23 protein-coding genes and 2 pseudogenes are annotated in these 23,436 nt (G+C 73.2%); 10 read left to right on the plus strand and 15 right to left on the minus strand.

All coding sequences use genetic code 11. From position 1 onward, the window contains the following. Window positions 1-1,115: ABC transporter permease (locus tag G3I41_RS32725; RefSeq protein ID WP_164404158.1), on the plus strand; the 1,115-nt coding region annotated here is incomplete at its 5' end. A gap of 700 nt (window positions 1,116-1,815) precedes the next feature. Here G3I41_RS32725 and G3I41_RS32730 read toward each other — a convergent pair. After that, window positions 1,816-3,069, minus strand: coding sequence for a cation:proton antiporter (locus G3I41_RS32730; protein ID WP_164404159.1), 1,254 nt, complete (start codon window positions 3,067-3,069; stop codon window positions 1,816-1,818). Window positions 3,070-3,209: 140 nt separating this feature from the next. On the opposite strand from G3I41_RS32730, the gene G3I41_RS32735 reads away from it, so the two are divergent. Beyond that, window positions 3,210-3,584, plus strand: a complete 375-nt coding sequence (locus G3I41_RS32735) for a VOC family protein (RefSeq protein ID WP_164404160.1) — start codon at window positions 3,210-3,212, stop codon at window positions 3,582-3,584. Window positions 3,585-3,678: 94 nt separating this feature from the next. Here G3I41_RS32735 and G3I41_RS32740 read toward each other — a convergent pair whose 3' ends face one another. After that, window positions 3,679-3,927, minus strand: coding sequence for a DUF5133 domain-containing protein (locus tag G3I41_RS32740; RefSeq protein ID WP_164404161.1), 249 nt, complete (start codon window positions 3,925-3,927; stop codon window positions 3,679-3,681). 237 nt (window positions 3,928-4,164) lie between these two features. Continuing rightward, window positions 4,165-5,067 (minus strand): DUF3626 domain-containing protein, encoded by a 903-nt coding sequence (locus G3I41_RS32745; RefSeq protein ID WP_203601988.1) that lies wholly within the window; start codon window positions 5,065-5,067, stop codon window positions 4,165-4,167. A 132-nt stretch (window positions 5,068-5,199) separates the two neighbouring features. Between G3I41_RS32745 and G3I41_RS32750 the strand changes: the two genes are divergently transcribed. Genes G3I41_RS32750 through G3I41_RS32760 form a run of 3 tightly spaced genes read left to right on the plus strand, consistent with a single transcriptional unit; the run spans window position 5,200 to window position 6,580 of the window. Further along, window positions 5,200-5,748: a hypothetical protein gene (locus tag G3I41_RS32750; protein WP_164404162.1), complete on the plus strand. Its 549-nt coding sequence runs from the start codon at window positions 5,200-5,202 to the stop codon at window positions 5,746-5,748. A 41-nt stretch (window positions 5,749-5,789) separates the two neighbouring features. Then, window positions 5,790-6,128, plus strand: a complete 339-nt coding sequence (locus G3I41_RS32755; RefSeq protein WP_164404163.1) for a hypothetical protein — start codon at window positions 5,790-5,792, stop codon at window positions 6,126-6,128. A gap of 11 nt (window positions 6,129-6,139) precedes the next feature. Then, on the plus strand, window positions 6,140-6,580 hold the full coding sequence (locus tag G3I41_RS32760; protein WP_203601989.1) for a glutaredoxin domain-containing protein: 441 nt from the start codon (window positions 6,140-6,142) through the stop codon (window positions 6,578-6,580). Window positions 6,581-6,740: 160 nt separating this feature from the next. On the opposite strand, the gene G3I41_RS32765 is transcribed toward G3I41_RS32760, so the two are convergent. The 5 genes from G3I41_RS32765 to G3I41_RS32785 form a co-directional block, all read right to left on the minus strand. Further along, window positions 6,741-7,652 carry an NAD-dependent protein deacetylase gene (locus G3I41_RS32765; protein ID WP_164404164.1) on the minus strand — a complete coding sequence of 304 codons (912 nt, stop codon included), beginning with the start codon at window positions 7,650-7,652 and terminating at the stop codon, window positions 6,741-6,743. A 40-nt stretch (window positions 7,653-7,692) separates the two neighbouring features. Further along, the gene (gene rph / locus G3I41_RS32770) at window positions 7,693-10,293 is read right to left on the minus strand and encodes a rifamycin-inactivating phosphotransferase (protein ID WP_164404165.1); all 2,601 of its coding nucleotides are present in this window, start codon (window positions 10,291-10,293) and stop codon (window positions 7,693-7,695) included. A 192-nt stretch (window positions 10,294-10,485) separates the two neighbouring features. Next, window positions 10,486-11,493: an adenylate/guanylate cyclase domain-containing protein gene (locus tag G3I41_RS32775; RefSeq protein ID WP_164404166.1), complete on the minus strand. Its 1,008-nt coding sequence runs from the start codon at window positions 11,491-11,493 to the stop codon at window positions 10,486-10,488. Next, window positions 11,490-11,939 (minus strand): universal stress protein, encoded by a 450-nt coding sequence (locus tag G3I41_RS32780; RefSeq protein WP_164404167.1) that lies wholly within the window; start codon window positions 11,937-11,939, stop codon window positions 11,490-11,492. Before G3I41_RS32780 ends, G3I41_RS32775 begins: the two co-directional genes overlap by 4 nt. Before the next feature lie 595 nt (window positions 11,940-12,534). Beyond that, the gene (locus G3I41_RS32785) at window positions 12,535-13,134 is read right to left on the minus strand and encodes an SUKH-4 family immunity protein (RefSeq protein ID WP_164404168.1); all 600 of its coding nucleotides are present in this window, start codon (window positions 13,132-13,134) and stop codon (window positions 12,535-12,537) included. A 116-nt stretch (window positions 13,135-13,250) separates the two neighbouring features. Here G3I41_RS32785 and G3I41_RS32790 point away from each other — a divergent pair, with 116 nt between their 5' ends. After that, window positions 13,251-13,790 (plus strand): GNAT family N-acetyltransferase, encoded by a 540-nt coding sequence (locus G3I41_RS32790; RefSeq protein ID WP_164404169.1) that lies wholly within the window; start codon window positions 13,251-13,253, stop codon window positions 13,788-13,790. 18 nt (window positions 13,791-13,808) lie between these two features. Here G3I41_RS32790 and G3I41_RS32795 read toward each other — a convergent pair whose 3' ends face one another. Both G3I41_RS32795 and G3I41_RS32800 read right to left on the minus strand, forming a co-directional pair. After that, window positions 13,809-14,219 carry a Rid family hydrolase gene (locus G3I41_RS32795; RefSeq protein ID WP_164404177.1) on the minus strand — a complete coding sequence of 137 codons (411 nt, stop codon included), beginning with the start codon at window positions 14,217-14,219 and terminating at the stop codon, window positions 13,809-13,811. 95 nt (window positions 14,220-14,314) lie between these two features. Beyond that, window positions 14,315-14,998 carry a ThuA domain-containing protein gene (locus G3I41_RS32800; protein ID WP_164404170.1) on the minus strand — a complete coding sequence of 228 codons (684 nt, stop codon included), beginning with the start codon at window positions 14,996-14,998 and terminating at the stop codon, window positions 14,315-14,317. A gap of 150 nt (window positions 14,999-15,148) precedes the next feature. Between G3I41_RS32800 and G3I41_RS32805 the strand changes: the two genes are divergently transcribed. Together G3I41_RS32805 and G3I41_RS32810 are read left to right on the plus strand one after the other, a co-directional pair. Next, on the plus strand, window positions 15,149-15,373 hold the full coding sequence (locus G3I41_RS32805; RefSeq protein ID WP_164404171.1) for a hypothetical protein: 225 nt from the start codon (window positions 15,149-15,151) through the stop codon (window positions 15,371-15,373). A 68-nt stretch (window positions 15,374-15,441) separates the two neighbouring features. Then, window positions 15,442-15,884: pseudogene (locus G3I41_RS32810) on the plus strand (response regulator); the annotation flags it as partial. A gap of 131 nt (window positions 15,885-16,015) precedes the next feature. On the opposite strand, the gene G3I41_RS32815 reads toward G3I41_RS32810, so the two are convergent. After that, window positions 16,016-16,690: a TetR/AcrR family transcriptional regulator gene (locus G3I41_RS32815; protein WP_239081953.1), complete on the minus strand. Its 675-nt coding sequence runs from the start codon at window positions 16,688-16,690 to the stop codon at window positions 16,016-16,018. 87 nt (window positions 16,691-16,777) lie between these two features. Between G3I41_RS32815 and G3I41_RS32820 the strand changes: the two genes are divergently transcribed. Both G3I41_RS32820 and G3I41_RS32825 read left to right on the plus strand, forming a co-directional pair. Further along, window positions 16,778-17,608 carry an alpha/beta hydrolase gene (locus G3I41_RS32820; protein ID WP_239081954.1) on the plus strand — a complete coding sequence of 277 codons (831 nt, stop codon included), beginning with the start codon at window positions 16,778-16,780 and terminating at the stop codon, window positions 17,606-17,608. A 46-nt stretch (window positions 17,609-17,654) separates the two neighbouring features. Then, a complete protein-coding gene (locus G3I41_RS32825; protein WP_164404172.1) occupies window positions 17,655-17,864 on the plus strand; it encodes a DUF4287 domain-containing protein in 210 nt (69 codons plus the stop codon). A gap of 47 nt (window positions 17,865-17,911) precedes the next feature. On the opposite strand, the gene G3I41_RS32830 is transcribed toward G3I41_RS32825, so the two are convergent. The 4 genes and pseudogenes from G3I41_RS32830 to G3I41_RS32845 all read right to left on the minus strand — a co-directional run. After that, window positions 17,912-19,183, minus strand: a complete 1,272-nt coding sequence (locus G3I41_RS32830; RefSeq protein ID WP_203601991.1) for an MFS transporter — start codon at window positions 19,181-19,183, stop codon at window positions 17,912-17,914. Then, complete coding sequence (locus G3I41_RS32835) at window positions 19,180-19,719, minus strand: transcriptional regulator (RefSeq protein ID WP_164404173.1); 540 nt, start codon at window positions 19,717-19,719, stop codon at window positions 19,180-19,182. Before G3I41_RS32835 ends, G3I41_RS32830 begins: the two co-directional genes overlap by 4 nt. Before the next feature lie 98 nt (window positions 19,720-19,817). Further along, entirely contained in the window at window positions 19,818-20,651 is an 834-nt protein-coding gene (locus G3I41_RS32840; protein ID WP_164404174.1) for an NAD(P)H-binding protein, read from the minus strand. Window positions 20,652-20,716: 65 nt separating this feature from the next. After that, a pseudogene (locus G3I41_RS32845) lies at window positions 20,717-23,436 on the minus strand (beta keto-acyl synthase); the annotation flags it as partial.

Below are 23,436 nucleotides of genomic sequence, written 5' to 3' on the forward strand. Positions count from 1 at the left end.
CCGCCCGCGCGCTGGCCATGGGCGCCGCCATCCTCTTCGGCACCGTCGCCGTCACGTTCACCGTCGGGATGGCCGCCTCCCTCGGCGAGGTGATGAAGGCCAAGGCGCACGACGCCGCCGACGTCGTGGTGCCCGCGCCCCTGCCGGACTTCGGACCCCCGGGTGCCGAACGCCCAGCCCGGCGGGCCGCGGCCGACCCGACGGCCGTCGCGGCGGCGATCCGGGCGACCCCGGGCACGGCGAAGTACTACAGCGCCTCCACGGTCCGCGCCACCGTGGACGGGCTCACCGGCACGACCGACGTCGTCGCCTTCACCGGTGACGCCTCCTGGGGCGGCTACACCATGGTCGCCGGACGCTGGATCACCCGGCCCGGAGAGGCCGCCGTCCCGTCCCCGTTCCTCACCGCCACCGGCACCCGCATCGGCGACACCCTCACCCTGGGAGGTCTGGGCGCGCCCGTCACCGTACGGATCGTCGGCGAGGTCCTGGACCCGCGCAACGACGGCATGCAGGTCTTCACCGACGCCGCGACGCTCAAGGCGGCCCACCCGGACCTGACGGAGACCAGCCACCACATCGCGGTCGCCCCCGGTACCGACGCGCACGCCTACGCCGGCACGCTCGACAAGACCCTGCGCCCCCTGGGTGCCACGGCCAGGGCCGGCGGGCTCGGCGCGGGCGGCGACATGGTCGCGACGCTCAACGCCCTGTCCGCGATCCTCACGCTGATGATCGTCGCCGTCGCCGCGCTCGGCGTGCTCAACGGAGTGCTCCTCGACACCCGCGAGCGCGTCCGGGAGATCGGCATCCACAAGGCCCTCGGCATGACGCCCCGCCAGACCGTCGTCCTGGTCCTCACCTCGGTGGCCGTCACCGGCCTTGCCGCAGGCGGCCTCGGCGTCCCGCTCGGCATCGCCCTGCACCACCGCGTACTCCCCGTGATGGGGGAGAGCGTGGGGCTGCGCCTCCCCGACTCCGTCCTCGCGGTCCATTCCCCGGCCGGGCTCTTCCCGCTCGTCCTCGGCGGCCTCGTGATCGCCGTCCTGGGCGCCCTGCTGCCCGCGGGCTGGGCCGCCAGGACCCGTACGGCGGTGGCGCTGCGAACCGAGTAGACGCGGGGCGGGTGCGTGCGGAGGCTGCCGGGGTGTTCGACCGGGAAGCGGCGGTACGCCTCGTCGAGGAGCGGGTGGAGCGCGAGCACCGCGAGTGGCTGGCCAAGGGCGCGGAGCAGCCGGCCGCGGCCGTGGCCGGTGCCGAGGAGCACGAGCTGGTGGGGATCGTCTCCCGGCAGTCCGTGAAGTACCTGCGGACCGGGGTCGCCAGGGACATGCTGCTGGGCGTCGGGACCGTATCCGGTCGACCGCGACGACGGGAGCCCGCACCGGATCGGCGTTCTTTCGGCGGTGTCCGGGGCAGGGGAGGACGACTGTCGCGGCCGGATCCGGGGGCTGCCCGTACGGACTGCGGCGGACGGCCTCCACGACGCCGGTACGGGCGGCCGCCGCCGAGCACGGCCGGCCGCACGCGGTGCGGACGCCGCGCCGGAGGCTGCCGGGCCTGTCGCCCTCGGCGGCCGTCGAGTACGTGCGCGCCCCGCCCGACGGCGGAGCCGGTGGACCCCGCCGACCCGGTCCAGATGGTGCGGACCCTCCGGCCCGGCCGCGCACCCCAGGGCCGCACCAGGCAGCGTTTACGCCGTCGCGACGCCCAGCACGCACTCTCGCCGCACCGGAAAGCCCGAGTACGTCCAGCACGAGGACTCCGGCCGGCACGCCGGGAGCACACACCGGACGCCGCTCCTCACGGACAACCCTAGGAGACCCGCTCCCGCCGCCGGTCCAGGTGCCGGATCACCGGAGTCGCCGTCGCGCCGTGCAGGAGCACGGAGACCAGGACCGTGAACGTGGTGACCGCCCACAGCTCGTCGGCGTACCGCGTGAAGGGGCCTTCGCCGAGCGCGTACGCCAGGTAGAAGAGCGAGCCGATGCCCCGGATGCCGAACAGGGCGGTGACCGCCCGTTCGCGCGGCCCGGCCGGAAAGCCCAGCTGGGCGGCGGCGCCGGCGGCCGGGCGGATCACCAGGACGAGGGCGAGGCCGAGGAGCGCCCCCCGCCACGGGAGGTCCGCCAGCCCTTCGGCGACCAGGTAGCCGCCCAGCAGGAACAGCAGCACGGCGGTCAGCAGACGCTCGATCTGCTCGCTGAAGCCGTGCAGCACCTGGTGGTAGCCGTGGTCGCGTTCGGCGCCCCGGATGGTGCACGCCGTGACGAACACCGCGAGGAACCCGTAGCCGTGGAGCAGCTCGGTCAGCCCGTACGCGGTGAACGTGGCCCCGAGCGCGGTGAAGCCCTCCATCTGCCGCGAGAGGCGGACGTGCCGGGAGCGGAAGAACAGCCGGCCGAGCAACCGCCCCACGGCCACCCCCGCGACCAGTCCGACCGCCGCCCGCACCAGCACATCGGCCAGCAGCCAGTGCCCGATCCACCCCGCCGACCAGCCGTCTCCCGCCGTCGCCGCCAGCGCCACGGCGGCCAGCACGAACGGCATCGCGAGCCCGTCGTTGAGACCGGCCTCCGAGGTCAGCGTGAACCGCACCTCCTCCTCGTCCTCCTCGTCGTCCCCGCTCGTCGGCTCCCCGACCCGCACCTCCGCCGCCAGCACCGGATCGGTCGGCGCCAGCGCACCGGCCAGCAGCAGGGCCACCGCCGGCGGCCAGCCCATGAGCCACACCCCGAGCAACGCCACGCCCCCGACGGTCAACGGCAGGGCGAGCCCCAGGAAGCGCCAGGCCCCCGCCCAGGCACGCCATCCGAAAGGCCGGTCGATCGCGAGCCCGGCCCCCATCAGCGAGACGATCACGCAGACTTCCGTCACGTGCTCGACCCACACCCGGTCCCGTACGGGGTCCACGACGGGCACGCCGAACGGCAGCAAGGCGATCGCCGCACCCGCCACGAGGAACACCATGGGCATCGAGAAGGGTCGCCGGCGGACGAGCGGGGGAAGAACGGCGGCCGTCAGGATGCCGATCCCCGCAGCCGCGTATATGCCGTGCACCAACGTCATCCGGTACCGCGTCCTCCATCGGGTCGGCCGCGGCCGGGCACGTCGGCCCCGTATGCGGCGGGAGGAACCCCGGGTACCCGGCGGCCCGGCTCCCACACCCCCGGATGCATGGGCGCGGGCGCCGGGGCAACGTGAGGGACATGACGACGAACCTCGGTGCCTTCGTGCTCGGTACGCCCGACCCCGCCGCCCTGGCCGATTTCTACCGTGCCCTGCTGGGCTGGGAGGAGGTCGAACGGGACCCCGCATGGGTCCGGCTGCGGGCTCCCGGACAGGAGCGCCCCAGCCTCAGCTTCCAGCTGGAAGCGGACCACACACCTCCGGTATGGCCACAGCTCCCGGGCACCCAGCAGATGCAGGCGCACCTGGACGTGGAGGTGGACGACCTGGAGGCCGAGACACAGCGGGCCTGCGCCCTGGGTGCGAAGCTGGCGGAGCTCCAGCCCCAGAAGGACGTCCGGGTGCTGCGCGACCCCCACGGCCATCCGTTCTGCCTGTTCCTGCCGGGGGCCTGACTCGCCCGGCGGCCCGGGCCGCCACACGCCGGCCGTCGGCCCCCCCCGGAAGATCCGGGGGGGCCGACGGCCGTTGCCATGCGCTGCGCGTACCTCAGACGGGGACGGCCCCCGAGTGGTCGCGCCGGCCGGCCTCCGACTCCGGGGCGCGGCGGCTCAGCAGGGCGTCGGCGGTGCTCAGGGCGTCGCGCACATCACTGACACCCGTCATGACGCACAGGGTGTACGCGGTGTCCTCCCGTTGCCGGATGGTCTCCGGCGTGGAACGGCGCTCGTCCTCGATCACCGCGTCGGCATAACGGGACAGGGCGGCACGCAGGTCTGCGGGCGTGGGAAGCAGCACAGCCAACTCCTCCTCAACTGAACTGACCCTCCGGGCCGCGGGGGCGGCCGGGGAAGGGGCGTCGCTCACGACGATCATCGGATTCCCCGTCACACGCGGACCATTCCCACCATTTTCGGCCGAAGAAGAATTTCGCGCGCCACCGTTGGCGGCGACGCCACGGGGCACACGTGCTCCATGGCCGGGGCGGCCGTCCTGCGGATGTGGACACCCAGCCCCGCACGGCAGGCCCCCCGGTCATCCGTCCTTCCCGGCCGGCACGGGACCGGCCGAACGACCGGTGACCGCCGCGGTCCGGACCTCGTACGGGAAGCCGAAGCGTGCCAGGCAGTACCACACCTTCTTGACCGCCTGAGGATCAAAGCGCCCCGCACGCGCCGCGGCCCCGACGGCAAGGGGGACGAGGACGCCGTCCACGGCGAGGGCCTCGCCCAGATCGGCGTACTCCTGCCCCCGGTAGCCGGAATAACGGCGCAACTCCTCCACCGTGAGGCGGAACCCGGGGTGACACTCCACGGGACAGCCCAGCCGCCCGGCGGACGCCTCCACATCGGTGCCCCGGTAGCACGGGTCCAGGACCAGCGCCTCCGCATGGCGGTCCGGGCGGACCGGCCCGTGCACCTGCGCCTCGATGCAGTCGTCGAGGACGTCCTGCTCATCGGCCAGGGCGAGGGCGACCAGGTTCATGCGCGGGGCGACCCCGAAGTCCGCGGGTTCGAGGCAACTGTCCGGACAGCAGAAGGTCGTACGCTCCAACGCCCCGGCGCCCAGCCGGAAGTGCGCGGAATCGTACCTGGGCGCTCCGCCGACCGCGTTCCGGCGGAAGTCCAACGCTCCGTACACGGGCCGCTGCGCCCCGGGTGCGCCGTCGTAGGCACCACCGAAGATCCTGCTCTCCCAGCGCCACCGGTCACCGCCCGGACAGGGCGTCAGGCCACCGTTGCCCGTGCCGGTCACGAACTGTGAGGTGCAGACGCCGGTCCCGGCCATCGCCTCCAGCAGGGGCCTGCCGTCCAGCAGCCGGTCAGGGTGGAAGTTGAGGGTCACGCGCAGGCCGGGGTCCACCGCCGGACCCGACGCGAGCCCCGCGACATGGGCGAGGGCACACCGCTGGGAAGCGGTGAAGGAAGGTGCGTTCATCGGCACAGTGGTCCCGCGAGCGGCCGGAGAGCGCGAGGTGTTGTCCGCCGCACGGCGATCGGTGCCGCGCAGGCCCGTACGGCGGAACGTTATGGTTCTTCCGCCGTGCACAGGACCGACCGGGGGGCCTTCGTGAGTCTGACCGCACAGATACTGCCGCTCGCGGGTGTCGCCCTGGGTGCCGTCACCTCGTTCCTGGTGACCAGCGCCAACGAGCGCACGAGATGGCGCAGGCAGCAGTCCGTCCGGTGGGACGAACGCCGGCTCACCGCTTACTCCGACTACGCCCACGCGGTCAAGGAGCTGGCCGCGCGCTACCAGATGCTCGCCGCCGGGCGGGGCCTCACCACGGGCCCCATCCCGGTGGAGGGGACGCCCGAGATCCTGGCCGAGGTGGGCCAGTTGGAGTCGCGGCGCTCCGCGCTCTCCGAGACGCTCGGCCTGCTCGGCGACACCGAGGCGAACACCGCCTCCAAGTCCGTGGACCACTGCCTGTGGCGGCTGGAATCCCTGGCCCGGGGCGTCGGGACCGCGGTCGAGCAGGACTGGGACCAGGCCTACCTGCAGTTCCGGCAGGCCCGCGACCGCTACGTCGGCCTCGCGCGGACCAGCCTCGGCGTGCCCGGGGCCGCCGCCCGCGCCGTGCCCTGGCCGGACGACTGGCGGCCCTCCGCCGGCTGAGCGGGTCAGGCCGTGCGGCCGTGCGCTACCTTCCTGGGGATATGGACGACGACGCCGAGGCACCCTTCATCGACCCGGAGTCGGACTACCCGTGCTGCTGGTTCTGCCCGGCGCTGCGGCTGCCGCGCACCGGCTTCCTCGTCGCGGACCGGCCCAGCCGGGACTGGCCGTTCGACGCGGCGGACGGCTTCCGGTACACCGCGGGCACCCGGACGCCGGTCTGCGTGCACCCGGGCCGCGTCGCCCTGCCGGCGCAGCTCACCGCCCGGACCTACGTGGACCCGCCGCTGCCGGATCCCGTGCGGGACGAGGACACGCGGCGGCGCCGGTGGTGGCCGTTGCGGCGGCCCGGCTCCGGGGCCGTACCGGCGCGTCGGTAGCATGGCCCGCCATGAGGCGTGTCTGGCTGCTGCCGATCCTGTTCCTGACCTCGGGCGCGGTCGGCGCGGCCGGGCTGTTCGTCTGGGGGAGCACCCGTCAGGCCGTCATCATCCTGCTGGCCTTCGCCCTGTGCGCGGCCCTGAACTCGCCCCTGGTCTTCCCGAGGTCGGTCAGCGCGGCGGAGGCCCGGCGCCGCAGCGCGGTCGACGGCCGTCCCGTCGTCTTCTGGCGGCCGGGCTGCGCGTACTGTCTGCGGCTGCGGTTCCGGCTGCGCCGGCACGCCCGCCGCCTGCACTGGGTCGACATCTGGCGCGACCCCGAGGCCGCCGCCGCGGTGCGGGCGGTCAACGACGGCAACGAGACTGTGCCGACCGTCTTCGTGGCGGGGCGTGCCCACACCAACCCGGACCCGGCGTGGGTACGCGCCCAGCTCACCCGGCCTGCCCGCTAGGGCCTGTCCGACCATCCCCGCCTGCCGCGCGACGCCATGCACGCACTCTCGCCGCACCGGCCCCGGACCCCGGTACGTCCAGTACAGGGGTCTGGGGCCGGCACGCGGAGAGCACGCACCTGACGCCGCCCGGCCGCCCTCCGGGCGACGACGGGAATCGTCATACAGGCCCTGGGGGCCTGCCCCAGTCGTCCACGCGCAGTCCCAGCCGGTCCGCCACCGTTCCCAGGGCCGCCCCCAGCGGGAGTCCGATCCGCGTGACGGCCTGGGCGTCGCCCCGGGTCGGCTCGCGGTTGACGATGAGCACCGGCTTCCCGGCCTGCGCCGCCTGCCGGACGAACCGCAACCCTGACATCACCGTCAGCGAGGATCCCAGAACGAGCAGCGAGGCCGACGTGCGGACCAGCTCGCGGCAGTGCTCGACCCGCGCCGGGGGTACCGGCTCGCCGAAGAACACCACGTCCGGCTTGAGGACGCCGCCGCAGACCTCGCACGGCACCACCCGGAAGTCCCCGACCTGGTCGTCGGTGAGGTCGGCGTCGCCGTCCGGATTGACCCCGGCCGCCACCGGCTGGAACCCCGGGTTCGCCTCCTCCAGGCGCCGGGCGACCTCGCGCCGCGCGACGAGCGTGCCGCAGTCCAGGCAGACGACCCGGTCCAGGCCCCCGTGGAGCTCCACCACGTCCTCGCTGCCGGCGGCCTGGTGCAGCCCGTCGACGTTCTGGGTGATCACCCCGGCGAGCGCGCCACCGCGCCCGAACGCGGCGACCGCCCGGTGCCCGGCGTTCGGGAGGGCGCGCCGGAACGTCTTCCAGCCGAGATGGCTGCGCGCCCAGTACCGCTGCCGGGGCCGGGTGCCGGACGTGAAGTCCTGGTACGTCATCGGCGTGTGCCGGCTCAGGCTGCCGCCCTCGCCCCGGTAGTCGGGGATGCCGGACTCCGTCGAGATGCCGGCTCCGCTCAGCACCAGCACACCGCCCCGGCCGAGCGCTTCGGCGACGGGTTCCAGGTCGGTGGTGGCCGGGGGCAGCCCCGCGGTGGGGGTCCAGCTCAGAGTGGGGCGCATGCGCATGCCCTCCAGAGTACGGAACCGGCCACCCACCGCCCCGTCGTCAGGTCAGCAGCTCGATGTACCCGTCGGCGCCGTGGACGCGGATGCGCTGCCCGTCCCGGATGCGCCGCGTGGCCTGCTCGACGCCCACGACGGCCGGCAGCCCGTACTCCCGGGCGATCACCGCGCCATGGGTCATCAGCCCGCCCACCTCGGTCACCAGACCCGCGATCCCGACGAACAGCGGGGACCAGCTCGGGTCCGTGAAGGTGGTGACCAGGATGTCGCCCGCTTCGAGATCGGCCTCGGCCACGTCCAGGATCACGCGGGCCCTTCCCTCGACGGTCCCCGCGGAGACCGGCAAACCGTTCAGCGCTCCCTCCGGCACGTCGTCCCGCCGGTACGCCCCGTTCACCGCCTCGCCGTCCGAGGTGAGCACCCGGGGCGGGGTGAGTGCGCTGTACGCCCGGAACTCCTCCCTGCGCCGCCGGATGAGGGCCTGGTCCACCGCGCCGGAGCGCACGGCGTCACCGAACTCCTCCAGCGTGAGGTAGGAGGCGTCCTCCCGGTCGGCCAGCACCCCGGCGTCGGCCAGGCGCTCGGCCTCCCGTACGAGGGCTTGCCGGTAGTGGAAGTAGCGGCAGACGATCCCGTACTTCGGGTACTCGCGGTAGCCGATGAAGGTGCGGACCCGGTCGATCATCGCCTTGGTCTCGTCGGCCTTGCGGTCCCCGTCCGGAAGCGCCCGCAGCCGCGCGAGCACGTCCCGCTCCTTCGCCAGAGCCTTCTGCCGCCCCTCCTCGAAGCGTCGCGCGGCCGTTCCCGGTCCGAAGAGGCGTACGTTGTCGAGGATCACCGGCACGAGCGCGGTGGGGCGCTCGCTCCAGCGCGGCCGGGTGATGTCGATCTCGCCGACGCACCGCATGCCGTACCGGTGGAGGTAGGTCTCGATGGCCTCGCGCGCCTCCGCCCCGCCCGCGACCTTCCCCAGGCCGTCCAGGAAGCCGTCGTCGTCCACGGCGCCCCGCAGATACGCCACCGCCTCCGGATGCGGGCGGATCGCGTCGGCGACGTCGAGGAGGGCGAGCCCCATCTCGGAGGTCACGTTGTCGGGGGCGGACAGGGTGAGCGTGTCGGCCGCGTTCTTCTCGCCGAGCCATTCCAGCAGCTTGTCGTTGAGCCACCAGGTGGACTCCATGCCCGCCATGATCGCCTGCATGCTCACGGGGTCGCCGAGCACCCGCTTGTGCTCCTCGAAGGCCGTCGGCAGGTAGTCGAACAGGGCCGGACCGGAGTGCGTCCGGAGGTCGCGCGCCAGGGCGGCGACGGACGCCTCGCTGCGGGCGATGAGTTCGGCGACGACGGCCGGGTCGGTCGCGATGGGCGCGGGCGCGCCACCGGCAGGCGGCGCGGCGGGCGCCGGGTCCGGGAGCGTCGGGACGAAGCCGGGGCGAGCCAGGACGGTCTCCAGGGCGTCCCTGACCAGCGGGTCGCCCTTGCCCATCATGTCCAGGAGCCCGGCCCGGACCGCGGGTGAGCCGAGGCGCCGGGTGACGTCCACGAACAGCCGCCCGCCGGCCTCCAGCATCGGAACCATGGCCGTCCGCCGCCACATCGAGAGGCCCAAGGGCTTCATCGCGTCGGTCATCATCTGCTGGTGCCCGACGGAGACGTAGACGTGGTTGCCGCCGTCCGGCGCCTCCGGGACGGGGAACAGCGTCGTGATCGGCCGGCTCTGGACGATCCGGAAACCGTCGTCGGACAGGCACCACTCGATGTCCTGCGGGCGGCCGAAGTGCGCCTCGATCCGCCGTCCGAGCCGCACGAGCCCGAGCACCTGCTCGTCCGTCAGCGCCGGCTCCTCCCGCCGCCGTGCGCCGACCGTCACCTCGCGCGTGCCACCGCCTTCCAGGGCCTCGACGGCGCGCTCCTTGGAGGCGATCGACCGGTGGGTGATCGCGTCGTCGCGCACGGTGAAGACGTCCGGGTTGACCAGGCCGGAGACCAGGGCCTCGCCCAGCCCGAAGCCGGCGTCCACCGTGGCGTCCCTGCGGTTCCCCGTCATGGGGTCGGCCGTGAAGAGGATGCCCGACGCCCTCGGGAACACCATCCGCTGCACGACGACGGCCATGTGCACGGCACGGTGGTCGATGCCGCCCCGCCGGCGGTAGGCGACCGCCCGCTCGGTGAACAGCGACGCCCAGCACCGGCCGATGTGCCGGAGCACCGCCTCCGGACCCACGACGTTCAGATAGGAGTCCTGCTGGCCGGCGAAGGAGGCCGTCGGCAGGTCCTCCGCCGTCGCGCTGGACCGTACGGCGTACGCGGCGTGCTCACCGTGCCGGGCGAGTGCCCCGCCGACCGCCGCCACCAGGTCCTCCGGCAGGGCGAGGCCCTCGATGGTCCGCCGGATCTCCGCGCTCAGGGCGCGTACGGACTCCCGGTCGTCCGGGTCCACGACCGCCAGCCGCCCGAGCTGTTCGGTGACCGCCGGCTCGGAGGCCACGACGCGTCGGAAGGCGTCCGTCGTGACGCAGAACCCGCCCGGCACCCGGACGCCCTCGATCCGCGACAGCGTGGCCAGATGCGCGCCCTTGCCGCCGACGGCCGCGACCGGCGCCCCATCGGCCTCGTTCAGCTCCCACACGTAGCGCTCGCGCACGCAGCGTCCTCATTTCCGCAGGTCGGTTGGTCGGGCCGATGATTCTGCGGCACCACCCGGCCCTTGCCGCAAGCCCCCCGGTGCGCTATAAGTTGGTTACGGCAGGGAGAGGGTTCTCCCTGCTTCTTGTTTTTGTACGCCGTGCCGGGCGGCCCGTCCGCGACCGGCACGCGCCCCCGCCACCTCATCGGCTCAGGAACCGGACCCGCCCCTGCGCAGGAGCACCGGCCGCAGCCGGCTGTAGCCGCGCACCGACACCGGACGCAGCGGCCTCAGCGCGAACGCCGCCACCCCCGCGAGCTCCCCGGCGAGCGCGGTGTTGACCAGGACGGACGCGGGGCGGGCCACAGCGGTGAGCCGGGCCGCCATGTTGACCGCCTCCCCGTAGACGTCACCGAAGCGGCCGATCACCGGGCCGTGGGCCAGTCCGGTCCGCACCTGCGGCAGCTTCGGGTCGGCCTCGGCCCGCGCCGCCAGCTCCAGACCGATGCCGGCGGCGTCGGCCGCCGACTCGCAGACGAAGAGCACCTCGTCGCCGATGGTCTTCACCACCTGGCCCCGGCCCTCGGCCACCACATCGCCGGTCATGGTCTCGAACCGGTCGAGCACGCCCACCAGTTCGGCGCCGTCCAGGCCACGGGTCATCCGGGTGTAGCCCACCATGTCGGTGAACCCGACCGCGCGCTCCCGGACGTGCGCGCCGTCACCGGCCACGGCGCCGTCCTCCCGTTCGTCGGCCGGCACGTGCCCGGCGTACGCGACGAGATGGCGGCGCCAGACGTACCGCTGGACGCGCTCGATCTCCGGCAGCAGCGCCGCCATGTGCCCCAGGAGGGCTTCCCGCCCGGGCGAGGGCTCTTGGCCGCGCCCCATCCAGTCCCGCAGGGTGTCCACCTGCCAGTCGGCGAGCCGGGAGAGGTGGTGGCCCAGGGCCCGGGCCATCAGGGTCTCGCTGTGCTCGGTGATCAGCCCGGCCGCGATGAGGCGTTCCCCCGCGCGCAGTGCCTCGACGTCGGCGTCGGTGAACACCCCGGCCTCGTCGTCCACCGCTGGGAACCCGAGCGCGCGCCACACGCGTACGGCACGCTCGAACTCCACCCCGGCGCGCGCGGCCACCTCCCGCCGTGTCCAGACCCGGCCGCCGCCGAGCAGCACCTCCTCGACGGATCCCGGGCCCGCGCCGTCCTGCTCCCCGCTCACGTGGTGTGCACGATCAGGACGTCCAGACCGGCCTTCCTGGCGACGTCCGCCGGCACCGAGCCGAGGAGCCGGCCCGCCAGCGACCGCAGCCCCCGGTTGCCGACCACCAGGAGGTCGGCCGAGCACTTCCGGGCCGTCCGCACGAGCGAGGGGACCGGTTCGCCCTCCACGGCGACCGTCCGCACCTCGGCCGCGCCCTGCAGACGGGCACGGTCTCTTGCGATCCTCAGGGTCTCCTCGGCCGGGGCCGAACCCACCACCTGGTACGCCTCCGCGCCCAACTGATCCTGCGCGGAAGCGAGTTCAGTTCCGCGCATGGGTGCGTACGCGCACGTGACGACGAGCTCGGCGCCGCAGACGGCGGCGAGGCGTGCGGCGGCCTCGACGGCCCTGTACGACGATTCCGATCCGTCCGTGCCGACCAGCAGGGTCCGATAGGCGGTCAAGGCAAGCTCCTTACTCTGAAGTAAACTTACTTCAGAGTAAGGTAAGGGGGCCGGTGGACCCGGGCAAGAGGGCGGCGAGCCCGCCCCGGAGGTATCTCCGCCACGCGTCCGCTCACGTGCCCGCCTTCCCGAAGCCGACGCTGAGCTGACCGACCGTCACCGTGGCCGTGAACGTCTCGTCGGGTTCGCCGGGGAGGCGAGGACCGTCTGCCGCTCGGCGGCCGTGGCCGTTGTCTTCCTCCGCGCTGTCACGCCCAGGAAGTTCGCCGAGACGGCTGGGCGATCACGCCGAGGGCACCCCGGGCGGTGGTCCCCCGCACGCCGTGACGCGCGCCCAGCAGGGCGTCGACGTCGAAGAGGCGGGGATTCGCCGCGTCCGGCGGCGAGCAGCGGCTCGGCGTCCTCCGGTGCGGCGCCGAGGTCGCCGTCGCCCACCGAACTCGCGGTGCACGAGAGTCCCTCACGGCCGGTGGCCGGGGCGGACGGTGCCGCCTGTGCGGCGCCGACGGCTGTGAGCGCCGCCACCAGACCGGCGGCAGCCGCGAGGGACCTGACCTGCACGGAGACAACTACGTGACGACGCGCCGCACACCCGTCAGCCGTAGAGAGACGCGGCCCCCGGGCTGCCGGCCGCGAAGCGCCGGCCCTCGGCGATCTCGTCGGCGACCACCGACCACATGGACTCCTCGTCACCGAAGGGCAGCGGGTCCACCGCGCTCGTCGTCCGCCGGATGTGCTCCACCTCGCGGTCCAGGCGCTCGAAACCGGCCTCCTCGTCGGCGTCTTCAGCGCTGAAGGCGAACTCCTCCAGCAGTCGCTGAAGGCGCAGGGTGACGTGGACGAGGGAGGAGACATCCGTGTGCAGCGCCCGCACGGTCTCCTCGTCCGGGTCGACGGCGTACACCGTACCGGAGCCCGGATCGAGCGCGAGGTGCGCGTTCAGCAGCCAGCCGATCACCGGCCACTCGCCCGCGCGCTCGTCGGCGTCGGCCACCTCCCGTACGAGGGGGAGGAGGCCCGACTCAGGGGCGGGGTCCCGGAGGGAGAGCGTCCCGGTGGGCACGCCCACGGTCTGCAGAAGACGGGCGCCCTCGGTGCGGGCCGCACGGGGCGGGAAGACGGCGGCGGACAGGGTGGCGATCCGGTCCTCGCCGAAGAGGGCGACGAGTTCGGTTCGGGTGATGTCGAACAGCACGGGCGGAACTCCGGAATCGGCGGCACACGGACGAAGGGCAAGGGGAACAGCATCGCCCATGCCGGGTGACGGCGGGGCCCCGGCCTCACGACGGCCGTTGGGGTAGGTTCCCGACCATGGCTGAACCGAGCTTCCTGCCCTGGCCTCCGGCGCCGATACACACCGCACGGCTCGTGCTGCGGGAGTCGGAGAGCCGGGACCGTCCGGCGTTCATCGAGCTGTTCGCCTCACCGGAGGTGAACGCCTACCTGGGCGGCGCCCGCCCGCGCGACGAACTCGCTCAGGAGGTGCCCGAGATCCCGGGAAGGCGCCCCGGGCACTTCGTGATCGAGCTCGACGGAGCGATGATCGGCACCGTCGAGCTCAAGCGCCGCGACCTGGAAGGTGCGGACGCGATCCGCCCGGAGGCCGGGAAGGCCGAACTGGGCTACCTGCTGCTGCCGACGGCATGGGGCCGGGGGTACGCCGCCGAGGCGTGCGCGGCGGTCCTCGACCGGTTCGCCGCGACATGCCCCGGCGAACCCGTGGTCGTCTTCACCCGGACGGCCAACACCCCTTCCATGCGGCTCGCGGAGAAGCTCGGCTTCACCGGGATCCACCGCTTCGAGGCGTGGGGCGCCGAACAGTGGATGGGTGTACGGCCCCCGGCCGCGTAACCCCTCGCACTGCCGGTGTCAGGCGTCGAGCACGGCGGCGACCGCCTCGATCTCGACCAGTTGGTCCTTGTACCCCAGCACGGTGACGCCCATCAGCGTGCTGGGCACGTCGTGCTCGCCGAAGGCGTCCCGGACCACCTGCCAGGCCGTCACCAGGTCCTCCTGGCGGCTCGACGCCACGAGCACCCGGGTACTGATGACGTCCTGGAGCGACGCGCCGGCGGCACGCAGCGCGACCTCCATGTTCTCGACGGCCTTGAGCGCCTGGCCCGCGTGGTCCCCGACCGCCGCCGTCGAACCGTCGTCGTTCAACGGGCACGCCCCGGCGAGGAAGACCAACCGCGCCTCGGCGGGCGCCGTGGCCGCGTACGCGTACTCGGCGACATCGGAGAGGGCTGCGGAGCGGATCAGGGTGACGGCGCGGGGCATGGTGCGGGGTCCAATCACGTAGGGAGCCGAGCCAGGACATCCTGCCAACGAAGCCCGATCCCGTCTCCCGCATTTCCGCCCGCACCGGACGCGGCCTAGTGAACGTCCGCCGCCGCCCAGCGCAGCCCGCCCAGCAGGTGGGCGCGGAACGCCGGGTCGGTGTAGGCGTCCTCCGCGTGGCCGAGGGCCGTGTAGAACGAGCGGCCCGCCTCGGACTCGCGGCACCAGATCAAGGGGTGATCGGCCCCCATGCCACCGCCCTCGTAGCCGGTCTCGGCGATCGTCGCCAGGACCCGCACACCGGGCAGGTGGCGCGGGTTGCTCCGGAAGTCGTACCACTCGTCGTCCCTGGCCCAGCGCGGCGGCAGGTGACGTGTCGCCGGGTGGTCCCCGTCCTCGACCAGCACGGTGCCCGGCTGAAAGGCGGGATGCCCGGCGAAGCGTGCGCCGATCAGCTCCCCGTAGTACGGCCAGCCGTACTCGGTGCACGCGGCGGAGTGGACGCCCATGAAACCGCAGCCGTCGGAGATCCGGCGCCGGAGCGCGTCCCGCCCCTCCGGCGTGAGCACGTCCCCGCTGGTGGACAGGAAGACCACCGCGTCGCGCCCCGCCAGGGAGGCGTCCGTGAAGACCGAGGGGTCCTCGGAGCACTCCACCTCGAACCCGTGCTCCTCGCCCAGCTCGCGCAGGGCCGCCCGCCCGGCGGGGATCGAGTCATGGCGGTAGTCCGCGGTGCGGGTGAAGACGAGAACATCCGACAGGCGGCCGGCAGGGGGCATGCTGCGACTCCGGGTTCCAGGGGTGTGCGCGGTGGCGGCGGTCAAGGGCAGTGTGCCCCGGAGGCCGGGCGTCCCATGCGTCTGTACCGGTTGGGCAACCGTTCGAAGCCGCAGGACCCCACGTCCCGGGCGCGTCCCTAGACTCGCCGCATGAACAACCTCACGTGCACCCACTGCGGAACCGTCGGCCTGGAGGACGGTTTCATCGAGGACGCCGGCGAACACTCGCGCGGCTACGCCCGCTGGATCGAGGGCGCGCTGGAGCGCGGGGTCTTCGGCGGCGCCAAGCGCATGGGCCGGCCGCGCCGGCAGATCGAGGCGTTCCGCTGCCCCAAGTGCGGCCACCTCGACCTGTTCGCCACCGGCCAGGTGTAGGGCCGGTCCGGCGGACGCCCGCTGTTCCGGATACGCCGACGATATGCGGCGGCTCGTAGCATGGCCGCATGCGTGTGCTGATCGTCGAGGACGAACCGTAATGGCGGAAGCCATCCGCGATGGTCTGCGCCTGGAGGCGATCGCGGCCGACATCGCGGGCGACGGCGACACCGCGCTCGGACCGCTGAGCGTCAACAGCTACGACATCGCCGTCCTCGACCGGGACATCCCCGGGCCCTCCGGCGACGAGATCGCCAGACGTGTCGTCGCCTCCGGGAGCGGCACGCCGATCCTGATGCCCACCGCCGCCGACCGTCTGGACGACAAGGCGTCCGGCTTCGGACTCGGTGCCGACGACTACCTCGAAGCTCCGCGACGGGCGTGGGACGAGAACGCCGACCCGTTCACCAACGCCGTACGCATCACCGTCTCGGCCCCGCGCAAGCGGCTCGGCGCACCGTGGATCATCGCCACCGTGCCGGGCGTCGGCTACCGCATCGACACCGCGCCGGCACCCGGCGGCCGGGCGCCGGACCGGCTCGACAGGGCCTCCTCGGTGGACGGCCTCCTGGTCAACGCGGCCGGCGCCGCGCTGGGCGCCCTCGCGTCCACCCGGTGGTGGCTGTCGCGCGAGGCGGGCGTTCAGGCGTAGGCGGCCAGGAAGGCGCGGATGCCGCCGTCCGCGCAGCGGTCCAGGTCGGCGGCGGTGTGCTGGGTACTGCCGTGGAACATGGCCTGGTTCACCGGGATCCACAGCAGCAGCCCGGAGAAGTGGTGGGCGGCCAGGAGCGGGTCGGGGGTCTTGAGGAGCCCTTCGCCGGTCAGGCGGCGGAACGTGTCAGCCAGCGTGGCGAGGACCCGTTCGAACCCCTGCTCGTACCAGGCGGCGCCGAGTTCCGGAAAGGCGTCGGCGTTGGCGATGATCAGGCGCCGCAGCTGGATCACCTGGGGCTGGGTGAGGGCCGTGAGGAACTGCCGGGCGAGCCGGTTCAGGTTCTCGCCCAGGGTCTCGGCGTCGGCGGGGATGTCGGCCACCAGATTGACCAGGGCGTCGATGCGGTCCGTGGTGGCCAGCACGATGTCGGCGAACAGCTTCTCCTTGTCCGCGAAATGCTTGTAGACGGTCTGTTTGGAGACCGCGGCCAGCTTCGCGATGTCGTCCATGCTCGTGCCCGCGTATCCCTTGTTCAGGAACACATCGGTCGCGGCCTCCAGGATCGCCTGGTGCTTGCGCGCTGACCGGCTGTCCATCGTCGGCTCCCTCTCCACGTCCGCGTCTGCCTGCCACCGAAGAGTACTGGACTGATCAGTACTCATACGAGTACTGTACCGTCCAGTTCCGAAGCGCAGCTGCTCGCTGCGTCCAGAAAGCCGCGCACCAGCGCGTCAATGGGGGTATTTCGCATGAACATGACCGTGGACAACGCCGTGGGCAAGGTCGTCTCCGCCGACGGGACGGCCATCGCGTACGAGAAGCAGGGCACGGGCCCGGCCGTGGTGCTCGTCGGCGGTGCCCTCATGACCCGGGACGCCTCCGCCGAGCTCGCCGCACTGCTGGCCGGGCACTTCACGGTGATCACGTACGACCGCCGGGGCCGGGGTGACAGCGGGGACGGCTCCGCGTACGAGGTGCGGCGCGAGATCGAGGACATCGACGCGCTCATCGAGGGCCCGGGCGGTGGCTCCGCGATGCTCTTCGGCATGTCCTCGGGCGCCGTTCTCGCCCTGGAGGCGACGGCCCGGGGAAGCGCCGTCCCGCGTCTCGCGCTGTACGAGCCGCCGTTCGTCACGGACGACAGCCGGCCGCCGCTGCCCGCCGATTACGTGGCGCACCTGACGGAGCTGACCGGCCGCGGGGCGTGCGGCGATGCCGTCGAGTACTTCATGACGGTGGCGGTCGGAGTGCCCGGCGAGATGGTCGCGGGCATGCGGCAGGCCCCGTTCTGGGCGGGCCTGGAAGCCGTCGCCCACACCCTTTCGTACGACGGCCGGGTCATGGGCGACACCATGTCCGGCCGCCCGCTGCCGGTCGAACGCTGGGCGTCCGTGACCGTGCCCGTCCTCGTCGGCAGCGGAGACATGGGCGCCCCGCACATGCTCACCGGTGCCCGTGAACTCGCGGCGGCGGGCGACAACTTCACCCTCCGGGTCTTCCCGGGGGAGGAGCACGACATCTCGCCGCAGGCCATGGCACCGGCCCTCGTCGCCTTCTTCGGCGGCGCACAGGCGCGGTAGGCGGCACGACCGGCGTTCACCCACCCCCACCAGAAGGAGGCACCGCATGACCGCACAGGTCAAGGGACCTGCCAGCTACTTCCCCTCCATCGAGAAGAAGTACGGCCGCCCCGTCGGCGAGTGGAAGGACATGATCCGCGCGTCCGGTCTGACCAGGCACATGGAGCTCGTCGCCTGGCTCAAGGCCGAACACGGCCTCGGCCACGGCCACGCCAACGCCCTGGTCGCGCACACGCTGGCGGAACAGGGCAAGTGAACGCGGCCCGCCCGCTCCGTGGGGCACGGAGCGGGCGGGCCACGGGTTCACGCCGGGTCGGGCGCACGGTCCCGGGTGGTCCTCCCGGCCGGGGCGGCCGCACGCAGCGCCGCTTCGACGCGGCGGTTGTTCGTCATGGACGCGGTGACGGCCGTCATCGTCAGGAGCAGCGCCGCGGCGGTGTAGAGCGGGGTCCGGATGTCGTACGCGGTCGCCAGCCAGCCGCCGGCGAAGGCCCCGACGGGCGCGGCGCACATGGCGAGCATCCGGGAGGTGGAGGCGACCCGCCCCATGAGGTGGCCCGGAACGATCGCCTGCCGCAGGGAGGGCCCGAGCACCATCGTGGCGCCCATGGCCGCCCCGCAGACGGCGAGCGCCAGCCCGGCCGCGTACGGGTCCGAGGCGGAGGCCAGGCCCAGGATCGCCAGCCCCTCGATGGCGGCCGTGCAGGTCAGCGCGGTTCCGGTGCCGAGGTGCCGGCCCAGCCGGGAGGCGATGGCCGCGCCGAACAGGCCGCCCGCGGCCTCGGCGGTCAGCAGCAGACCGAAGCCGTACGTGCCAATGCCGAGCCGCTCGTGGGCGAAGAGGACGAGGACCGTCTCCACGGCGAGGAAGGCGATGTTGCCGACCGCCGGGCGCAGCGCCAGCCCGAGCAGCAACTGGTTCCGGAAGACGTAGGAAGCGCCGGCCCGGGCCTGCCTGAGCAGCGACTCACGGGCTTCCGGTACGGGCCGGGGCATGGCGGGCAGCGTACGCACGAGGAGTGCGGAGACCGCGAAGGACACGGCGTCGGCGACCAGCGGTACGGCCCGTCCGAGGGCGAGCAGCGCGCTGCCCGCAGGCGGCCCGGCGAAGCCGGACATCGCGGTCTGGGCGCCGCGCAGGCGGGAGTTGGCGCGCTCCAGCTGCGCGGGCTCGCGGCTCAGCAGGTCCGGCAGATAGGCCGTGGCGGCGGTGTCGAAGAAGAGCCCGCCGAGGCCGAGCAGGAAGGCGACGGCCGCCAGCAGTGGAATGCTCAGCACGTCGAGCCCGGCCGCCACCGCGGGTATCGCGAGCAGCACGGCACGTACGGTGTCGGCCACCCACATGGTGCTCCGGCGGTCCCAGCGGTCCACGAGCGCACCGCCGAGGACCCCGAAGAGCAGCCACGGCAGCGTGCTCGCGGCCGTGACGACGGCGAGTGCCAGCGGGTCTCGCGTCAGCGTGAACGCGATCAGCGGCAGTGCGGCGTGTGTGACCCCGTCACCGAGCGAGGAGACCGTCTGGGCGGTCCAGAGCCGACCGAATCCGGCGGGCAACTTTGCTGTTCCGGCCTTCATACGGCGTCTCCCTCGCTCCGCTGGACCGGTGCCGGATGAAAGAGCGCGAACACGAGCGAGGCGTCCGGCAGCAATGGATCGGAGAGTTCCCGGTACTCGTCCGCCAGGGCCTGCAGCCGTTCCCCCAGCTCCGCGAACTGCTCGTCCGTGAGCCGCAGGTGCGCCATCCGCACCTGCCGTTCGCCGGCCGCCGGGGACGCCTCCAGATCCGCCACCGCGTGCCGCATCAGCACATCCGGCCCTCCCTCGCCCGGATCCGGCAGTTCGATCGACCGCGCGGCCATCGCGTAGTACCGCTCCATGACGCCCCGCACCTTGCGCGTCCGCACCACCTTCACCAGGCCGGCCCGCTCCAGGAGCCGCACGTGATAGCTGGAACTCCCCTTCGCGAGGCCGACCCGCTCGGCGATCTGGGTGATCGTCGCCGGCTCGAAGCGGAGCACGGCCATGATCCGGTGGCGCGTCAGGTTGGAGACCGCGCGCAGTTGCTCGTCGGTGGTGACGTGAAACGTCTCGGGGACGTCATCGGTTGGCATGCTCACAATGGTCAACGTTTCTTGACCATTAGGCAAGGGGTTTGCGCGACGAGGCGTCAGAAGACTTCCGAACGGCGGGATTCCGCACGCCCCGTGCCTCAGCGGAAGGCGTCGGCGTGCTCCGCGACCCACTGCCGGAACGTCCTGGCCGGTGTGCCGGTGACGTGCTGGACGGTGTCGCGCACGGCGAGCAGTTCCTCATTGGCGTCTCCGCCCATGACATCGAGCACCGCGTCCGCGTCCTCCTCCCCGACGACGCCGGCCATCCACCGGCGGGCCTCCGGCCTGCCGATCTCCGTGAACGGCACCGGGAGCCCGATCGCCGACGCGACGGCCGCCACCTGCTGCCGGGCCGGCATCGGCTCGGGGCCGGTCAAGGCGTACGTCCGCCCGCGATGGCCGGGCTCGGTCAGCGCGACCCGGGCCACCGACGCGATGTCCGCGGGATGGATCGTGGGCAGCCCCGTGTCCGCGAACGGCGTGCGGACCGCTTCCCCCGCGCGGATCGAGGCGGCCCACAGCAGTGCGTTCGAGGCGAACTGGGTCGGACGCAGGACGGTCCAGTCCATGCCGCTGTCCTTGAGCAGCCGCTCAACCGCCAGGTTCTCCGCGGCGGGGCCGAGATGCGGATGGGTCAGGGCGGTGATGGACGAGACCAGCACGACGTGCCCCACGCCTGCCCGACGCGCCGCCGCGATGATGTCCGCGTCCGGCCCCACGCGCGAGGGCAGGAACAGGGAGCGCGCCCCGGTCAGTGCGGGCTCCAGGGACTCCGGCACCGCGAGGTCGCCCTCCACGGCCTCGACCCCGGCGGGGAACGCGGCCCGCGAGGCGTCGCGGGTCAACGCTCTCAGTGGGCTCGCCCCTTGGGCGTGCAACTCCCTCAGCAAGGCGCTTCCGATGTTTCCGGTGGCTCCGGTCACCAGGATCATGGCGTGTTCTCCCGTCGTCAGGCCGTGGACTCGGGAGCACACTAGAAACTCAAGCGCACTTCAGGTCAACGCGATGCCGGCCCGCCCGCGCGGATCGCGGCGGAGCCGGTGTCACCCGGCACCACGCGCATGCCCAGACCCCGGACGCGGTAGAGGCAGATGTCGTCGCCCCACAGCGTCGCGTCCGCCACCGCGTAGGGGCCCCGCTCGTCCCGGCCGGCCTCCACGATGTCCATGTCCACCCGGATCAGCCGGTGGGCCGGGGTGATCTGGCCGCGATACGTCCACGCGGTCTCCCGGCCGGGCAGCACCGGTTCGAACCTGGGGTCGGGGACGCCTTCGGCCGCGTCGCGCTCCAGCAGGTAGTACTGGAGGAGTTGGCAGATCGCCTCGACGCCCAGGGAGCCGGGCTGCACCGGGTCCTGGAAGAAATGGGCCCGGAAGAACCAGGCGTCCGGGCGGACGTCCTTCTCCGCACGCAGCCGGCCCAGCCCCGCACGGCCTCCCTGAGGCCAGTGACCGGTGACGCGGTCCAGCATCAGCAGCATGGGCCCCGGCAGCCGCAGCCGCCCGCCGCAGAAGCGGCCCGGCCGGGCGGCCAGGTCGACGGTGCGGTCGCAGGGCTCGGAGAGACGGGCGCGCTCGTCGGCCGGCACCGGTACGCCCTGCTGGTCGGCGAAGGCGGACCGGGGGAAGAAGCCGAAGACCGTGTCGAGCGCGAACACCGGCACACCGTCCGCCGTGCACGACACCCGGAACGATTCGATGACCAGGTCCCCGCTGCGGGAGAGCCGCGTCAGTTCGGCCCGGGTCCGCACGGTCCGCGTCGCCGGAGTCACCTCGCCGGTGACCGTCCCCCTGCCATCGAGGTTGCGGAACAGCAGGTCCTCGTCCGAGGCCAGTGCGCTGCCCACGTACGAGGCGAGCCACCCGCACGGTTGCAGCACCGTCTCCATGAGCACCGCGAACGGCATGGTGCGGCCACCGCTCTGCTCGAAGAACCAGGCCCGGTCCGGTACGTCGTACTCCGCGACGACCGCACTCCCTTCCCGCATCCCGCCCTGCGGCCCGTCCACCGACACGATCCGGCTCATGAAGTGGTAGGGGGGACCGGGTAGCCGTGCCACGCTCCGGGTGCCGTCGAAACGCTCGTACATCGGGCCGAACGCCTCGCTCGGCCGGCCCCAGGCGCACGCGAGCAGCGAGGGGTAGCCGAACCGGAAGCCGTCGGCCGCGGTCGCCACGGGCCGCTCCTCGCGGTGGCCGGTCAGCCCGCCCAGCCGCTGCGGCGGCAACGGGGTCGCGTCCGTCTGCACGACGGGCGGCCCCGCGTGCCGCCACTGCGTCAGCGGCCAGTCGGGCACCAGCCGCAGCGCCATCCCGCGCCCCAGGAACGCCTTCATCCCGTCCACGGAGCCCAGCACGTCGGCGTGGAGCGTCGGCACGGGGCCGGTCGACACACCGCGTACGAACACCTCATAGACGACCCGTCGGTCCGCCGGGGTCGCCTGTCCCCGGCACATGGCCGTGTAGGGCCGCCCGGTCACGGGTTCGAAGCGCCAGCCGTCCCGTGCGACGGTGCAGCCCATGGCCGTCAGATAGAAGGCCATGGCCTGGAGACCGCCCTGGAACATCAGCGTTCCCGGCATGCACGGGTCGTTGTGGAAGTGCCCGGAGAAGAACCAGTCGTCCGGCGACAGCGGGGTTTCGGCGCGCAGATACCCGCGCCCCCACGGCCCGCCCGCCGGGTCGAACTCGCTCACCTCGTCCAGCAGCCGCAGCCTCTCCCCGTCGAGCCTCGGCGTGCGGACATGGGCCGCCGTCGCCTCCCAGCCGGGGCCGAAACAGTCCACCGGCCGCCCTTCCGCCAGCGCCCGCAGCTCGTCCGTGCCGAACCGGCGCCGGGTGCAGGGGACAGCCGGCGGGTCGAGCGGCAGACCTTCACCCTCATCGGGCGGTTGGCCGGCCGGGTCCCACCGGACACCGCCGCCGTCGGCGAGCTCCGCGGGGGTGAAGAAGCCGGCCCGGCCCTCGCGGACACTGAGCCGGAGTTCGCCGTCGACATGGCAGTCGTAGTGGAAGAAGGCCAGGCGCACACCGTCGGCCTCCGCGTGGCCGTCGACGTGGATCTCGAAGCGCAGCGTGTCCCCGGCCCGCGGCGGCGCCCCGTGGAAGGTGACCTCGCAGCCGAGCAGCCGGTAGGCGCGTTCACCCCGGTTGAGGAGGTCCGCGCCCAGCCAGCTGAGCAGGAGCAGGTCCGCCTGGCCCGCCTCGATCAGGACACCGGACGGCATGTGGCCGGTGGAGTCCAGATACCAGCTGTCCGGCCGGATGTCGGTCTCCGTCCAGATCCTGCCGTCGGTACGCACCGGCCCCGGCATGGCGAGTGCCGCGGGCACCGCGTCGATGCCGGTGACCCGGTCGGCGAACAGCATCGGCGGCGCGGGCATGCGGGTCTGCACCGCGTATCCGTCCTGCTCGGCGAACCGGGCCCCGAACAGGGCGGAGATCTTCTGCGTCGCGAGGTACTCCAGCTGAGCGCGGTCGAACGTCGGCCCCGGTTTCGGTTCGGACGCCTCCGGCGCACCCGCCGGAGGCGTGAGCGCCACGGCCGGGCGCCGCGCGGTGAGTCCCGGCGGCGGTACGGGCCCCGGGGCACGGGCCGGTGCACCCGGGCGCGCCAACGCCGCGACGGCCAGCCCCGACATGCGAAGGAAGCGCTGATGGCTCTCGGTGTGGCGGGCCATCACCTCCAGGTGCGTCTCGGCGGCCCGCAGCCCCAGCC

The sequence above is a fragment of the Streptomyces sp. SID9727 genome, from assembly GCF_010550605.1.
In the GTDB taxonomy this organism is placed as follows: Bacteria; Actinomycetota; Actinomycetes; order Streptomycetales; family Streptomycetaceae; genus Streptomyces.

Coding starts and splice junctions, on each gene's coding strand:
- G3I41_RS32840 (WP_164404174.1), bottom strand. CDS start 20,651: ATGATCCTGGTGACCGGAGCCACCGGAAACATCGGAAGCGCCTTGCTG.
- G3I41_RS32745 (WP_203601988.1), bottom strand. CDS start 5,067: ATGAACGCACCTTCCTTCACCGCTTCCCAGCGGTGTGCCCTCGCCCAT.
- G3I41_RS32760 (WP_203601989.1), top strand. CDS start 6,140: ATGAGGCGTGTCTGGCTGCTGCCGATCCTGTTCCTGACCTCGGGCGCG.
- G3I41_RS32730 (WP_164404159.1), bottom strand. CDS start 3,069: ATGACGTTGGTGCACGGCATATACGCGGCTGCGGGGATCGGCATCCTG.
- G3I41_RS32815 (WP_239081953.1), bottom strand. CDS start 16,690: ATGAGTACTGATCAGTCCAGTACTCTTCGGTGGCAGGCAGACGCGGAC.
- G3I41_RS32755 (WP_164404163.1), top strand. CDS start 5,790: ATGGACGACGACGCCGAGGCACCCTTCATCGACCCGGAGTCGGACTAC.
- G3I41_RS32830 (WP_203601991.1), bottom strand. CDS start 19,183: ATGAAGGCCGGAACAGCAAAGTTGCCCGCCGGATTCGGTCGGCTCTGG.
- G3I41_RS32765 (WP_164404164.1), bottom strand. CDS start 7,652: ATGCGCATGCGCCCCACTCTGAGCTGGACCCCCACCGCGGGGCTGCCC.
- G3I41_RS32800 (WP_164404170.1), bottom strand. CDS start 14,998: ATGCCCCCTGCCGGCCGCCTGTCGGATGTTCTCGTCTTCACCCGCACC.
- G3I41_RS32735 (WP_164404160.1), top strand. CDS start 3,210: ATGACGACGAACCTCGGTGCCTTCGTGCTCGGTACGCCCGACCCCGCC.
- G3I41_RS32790 (WP_164404169.1), top strand. CDS start 13,251: ATGGCTGAACCGAGCTTCCTGCCCTGGCCTCCGGCGCCGATACACACC.
- G3I41_RS32825 (WP_164404172.1), top strand. CDS start 17,655: ATGACCGCACAGGTCAAGGGACCTGCCAGCTACTTCCCCTCCATCGAG.
- G3I41_RS32820 (WP_239081954.1), top strand. CDS start 16,778: ATGAACATGACCGTGGACAACGCCGTGGGCAAGGTCGTCTCCGCCGAC.
- G3I41_RS32835 (WP_164404173.1), bottom strand. CDS start 19,719: ATGCCAACCGATGACGTCCCCGAGACGTTTCACGTCACCACCGACGAG.
- G3I41_RS32805 (WP_164404171.1), top strand. CDS start 15,149: ATGAACAACCTCACGTGCACCCACTGCGGAACCGTCGGCCTGGAGGAC.
- G3I41_RS32795 (WP_164404177.1), bottom strand. CDS start 14,219: ATGCCCCGCGCCGTCACCCTGATCCGCTCCGCAGCCCTCTCCGATGTC.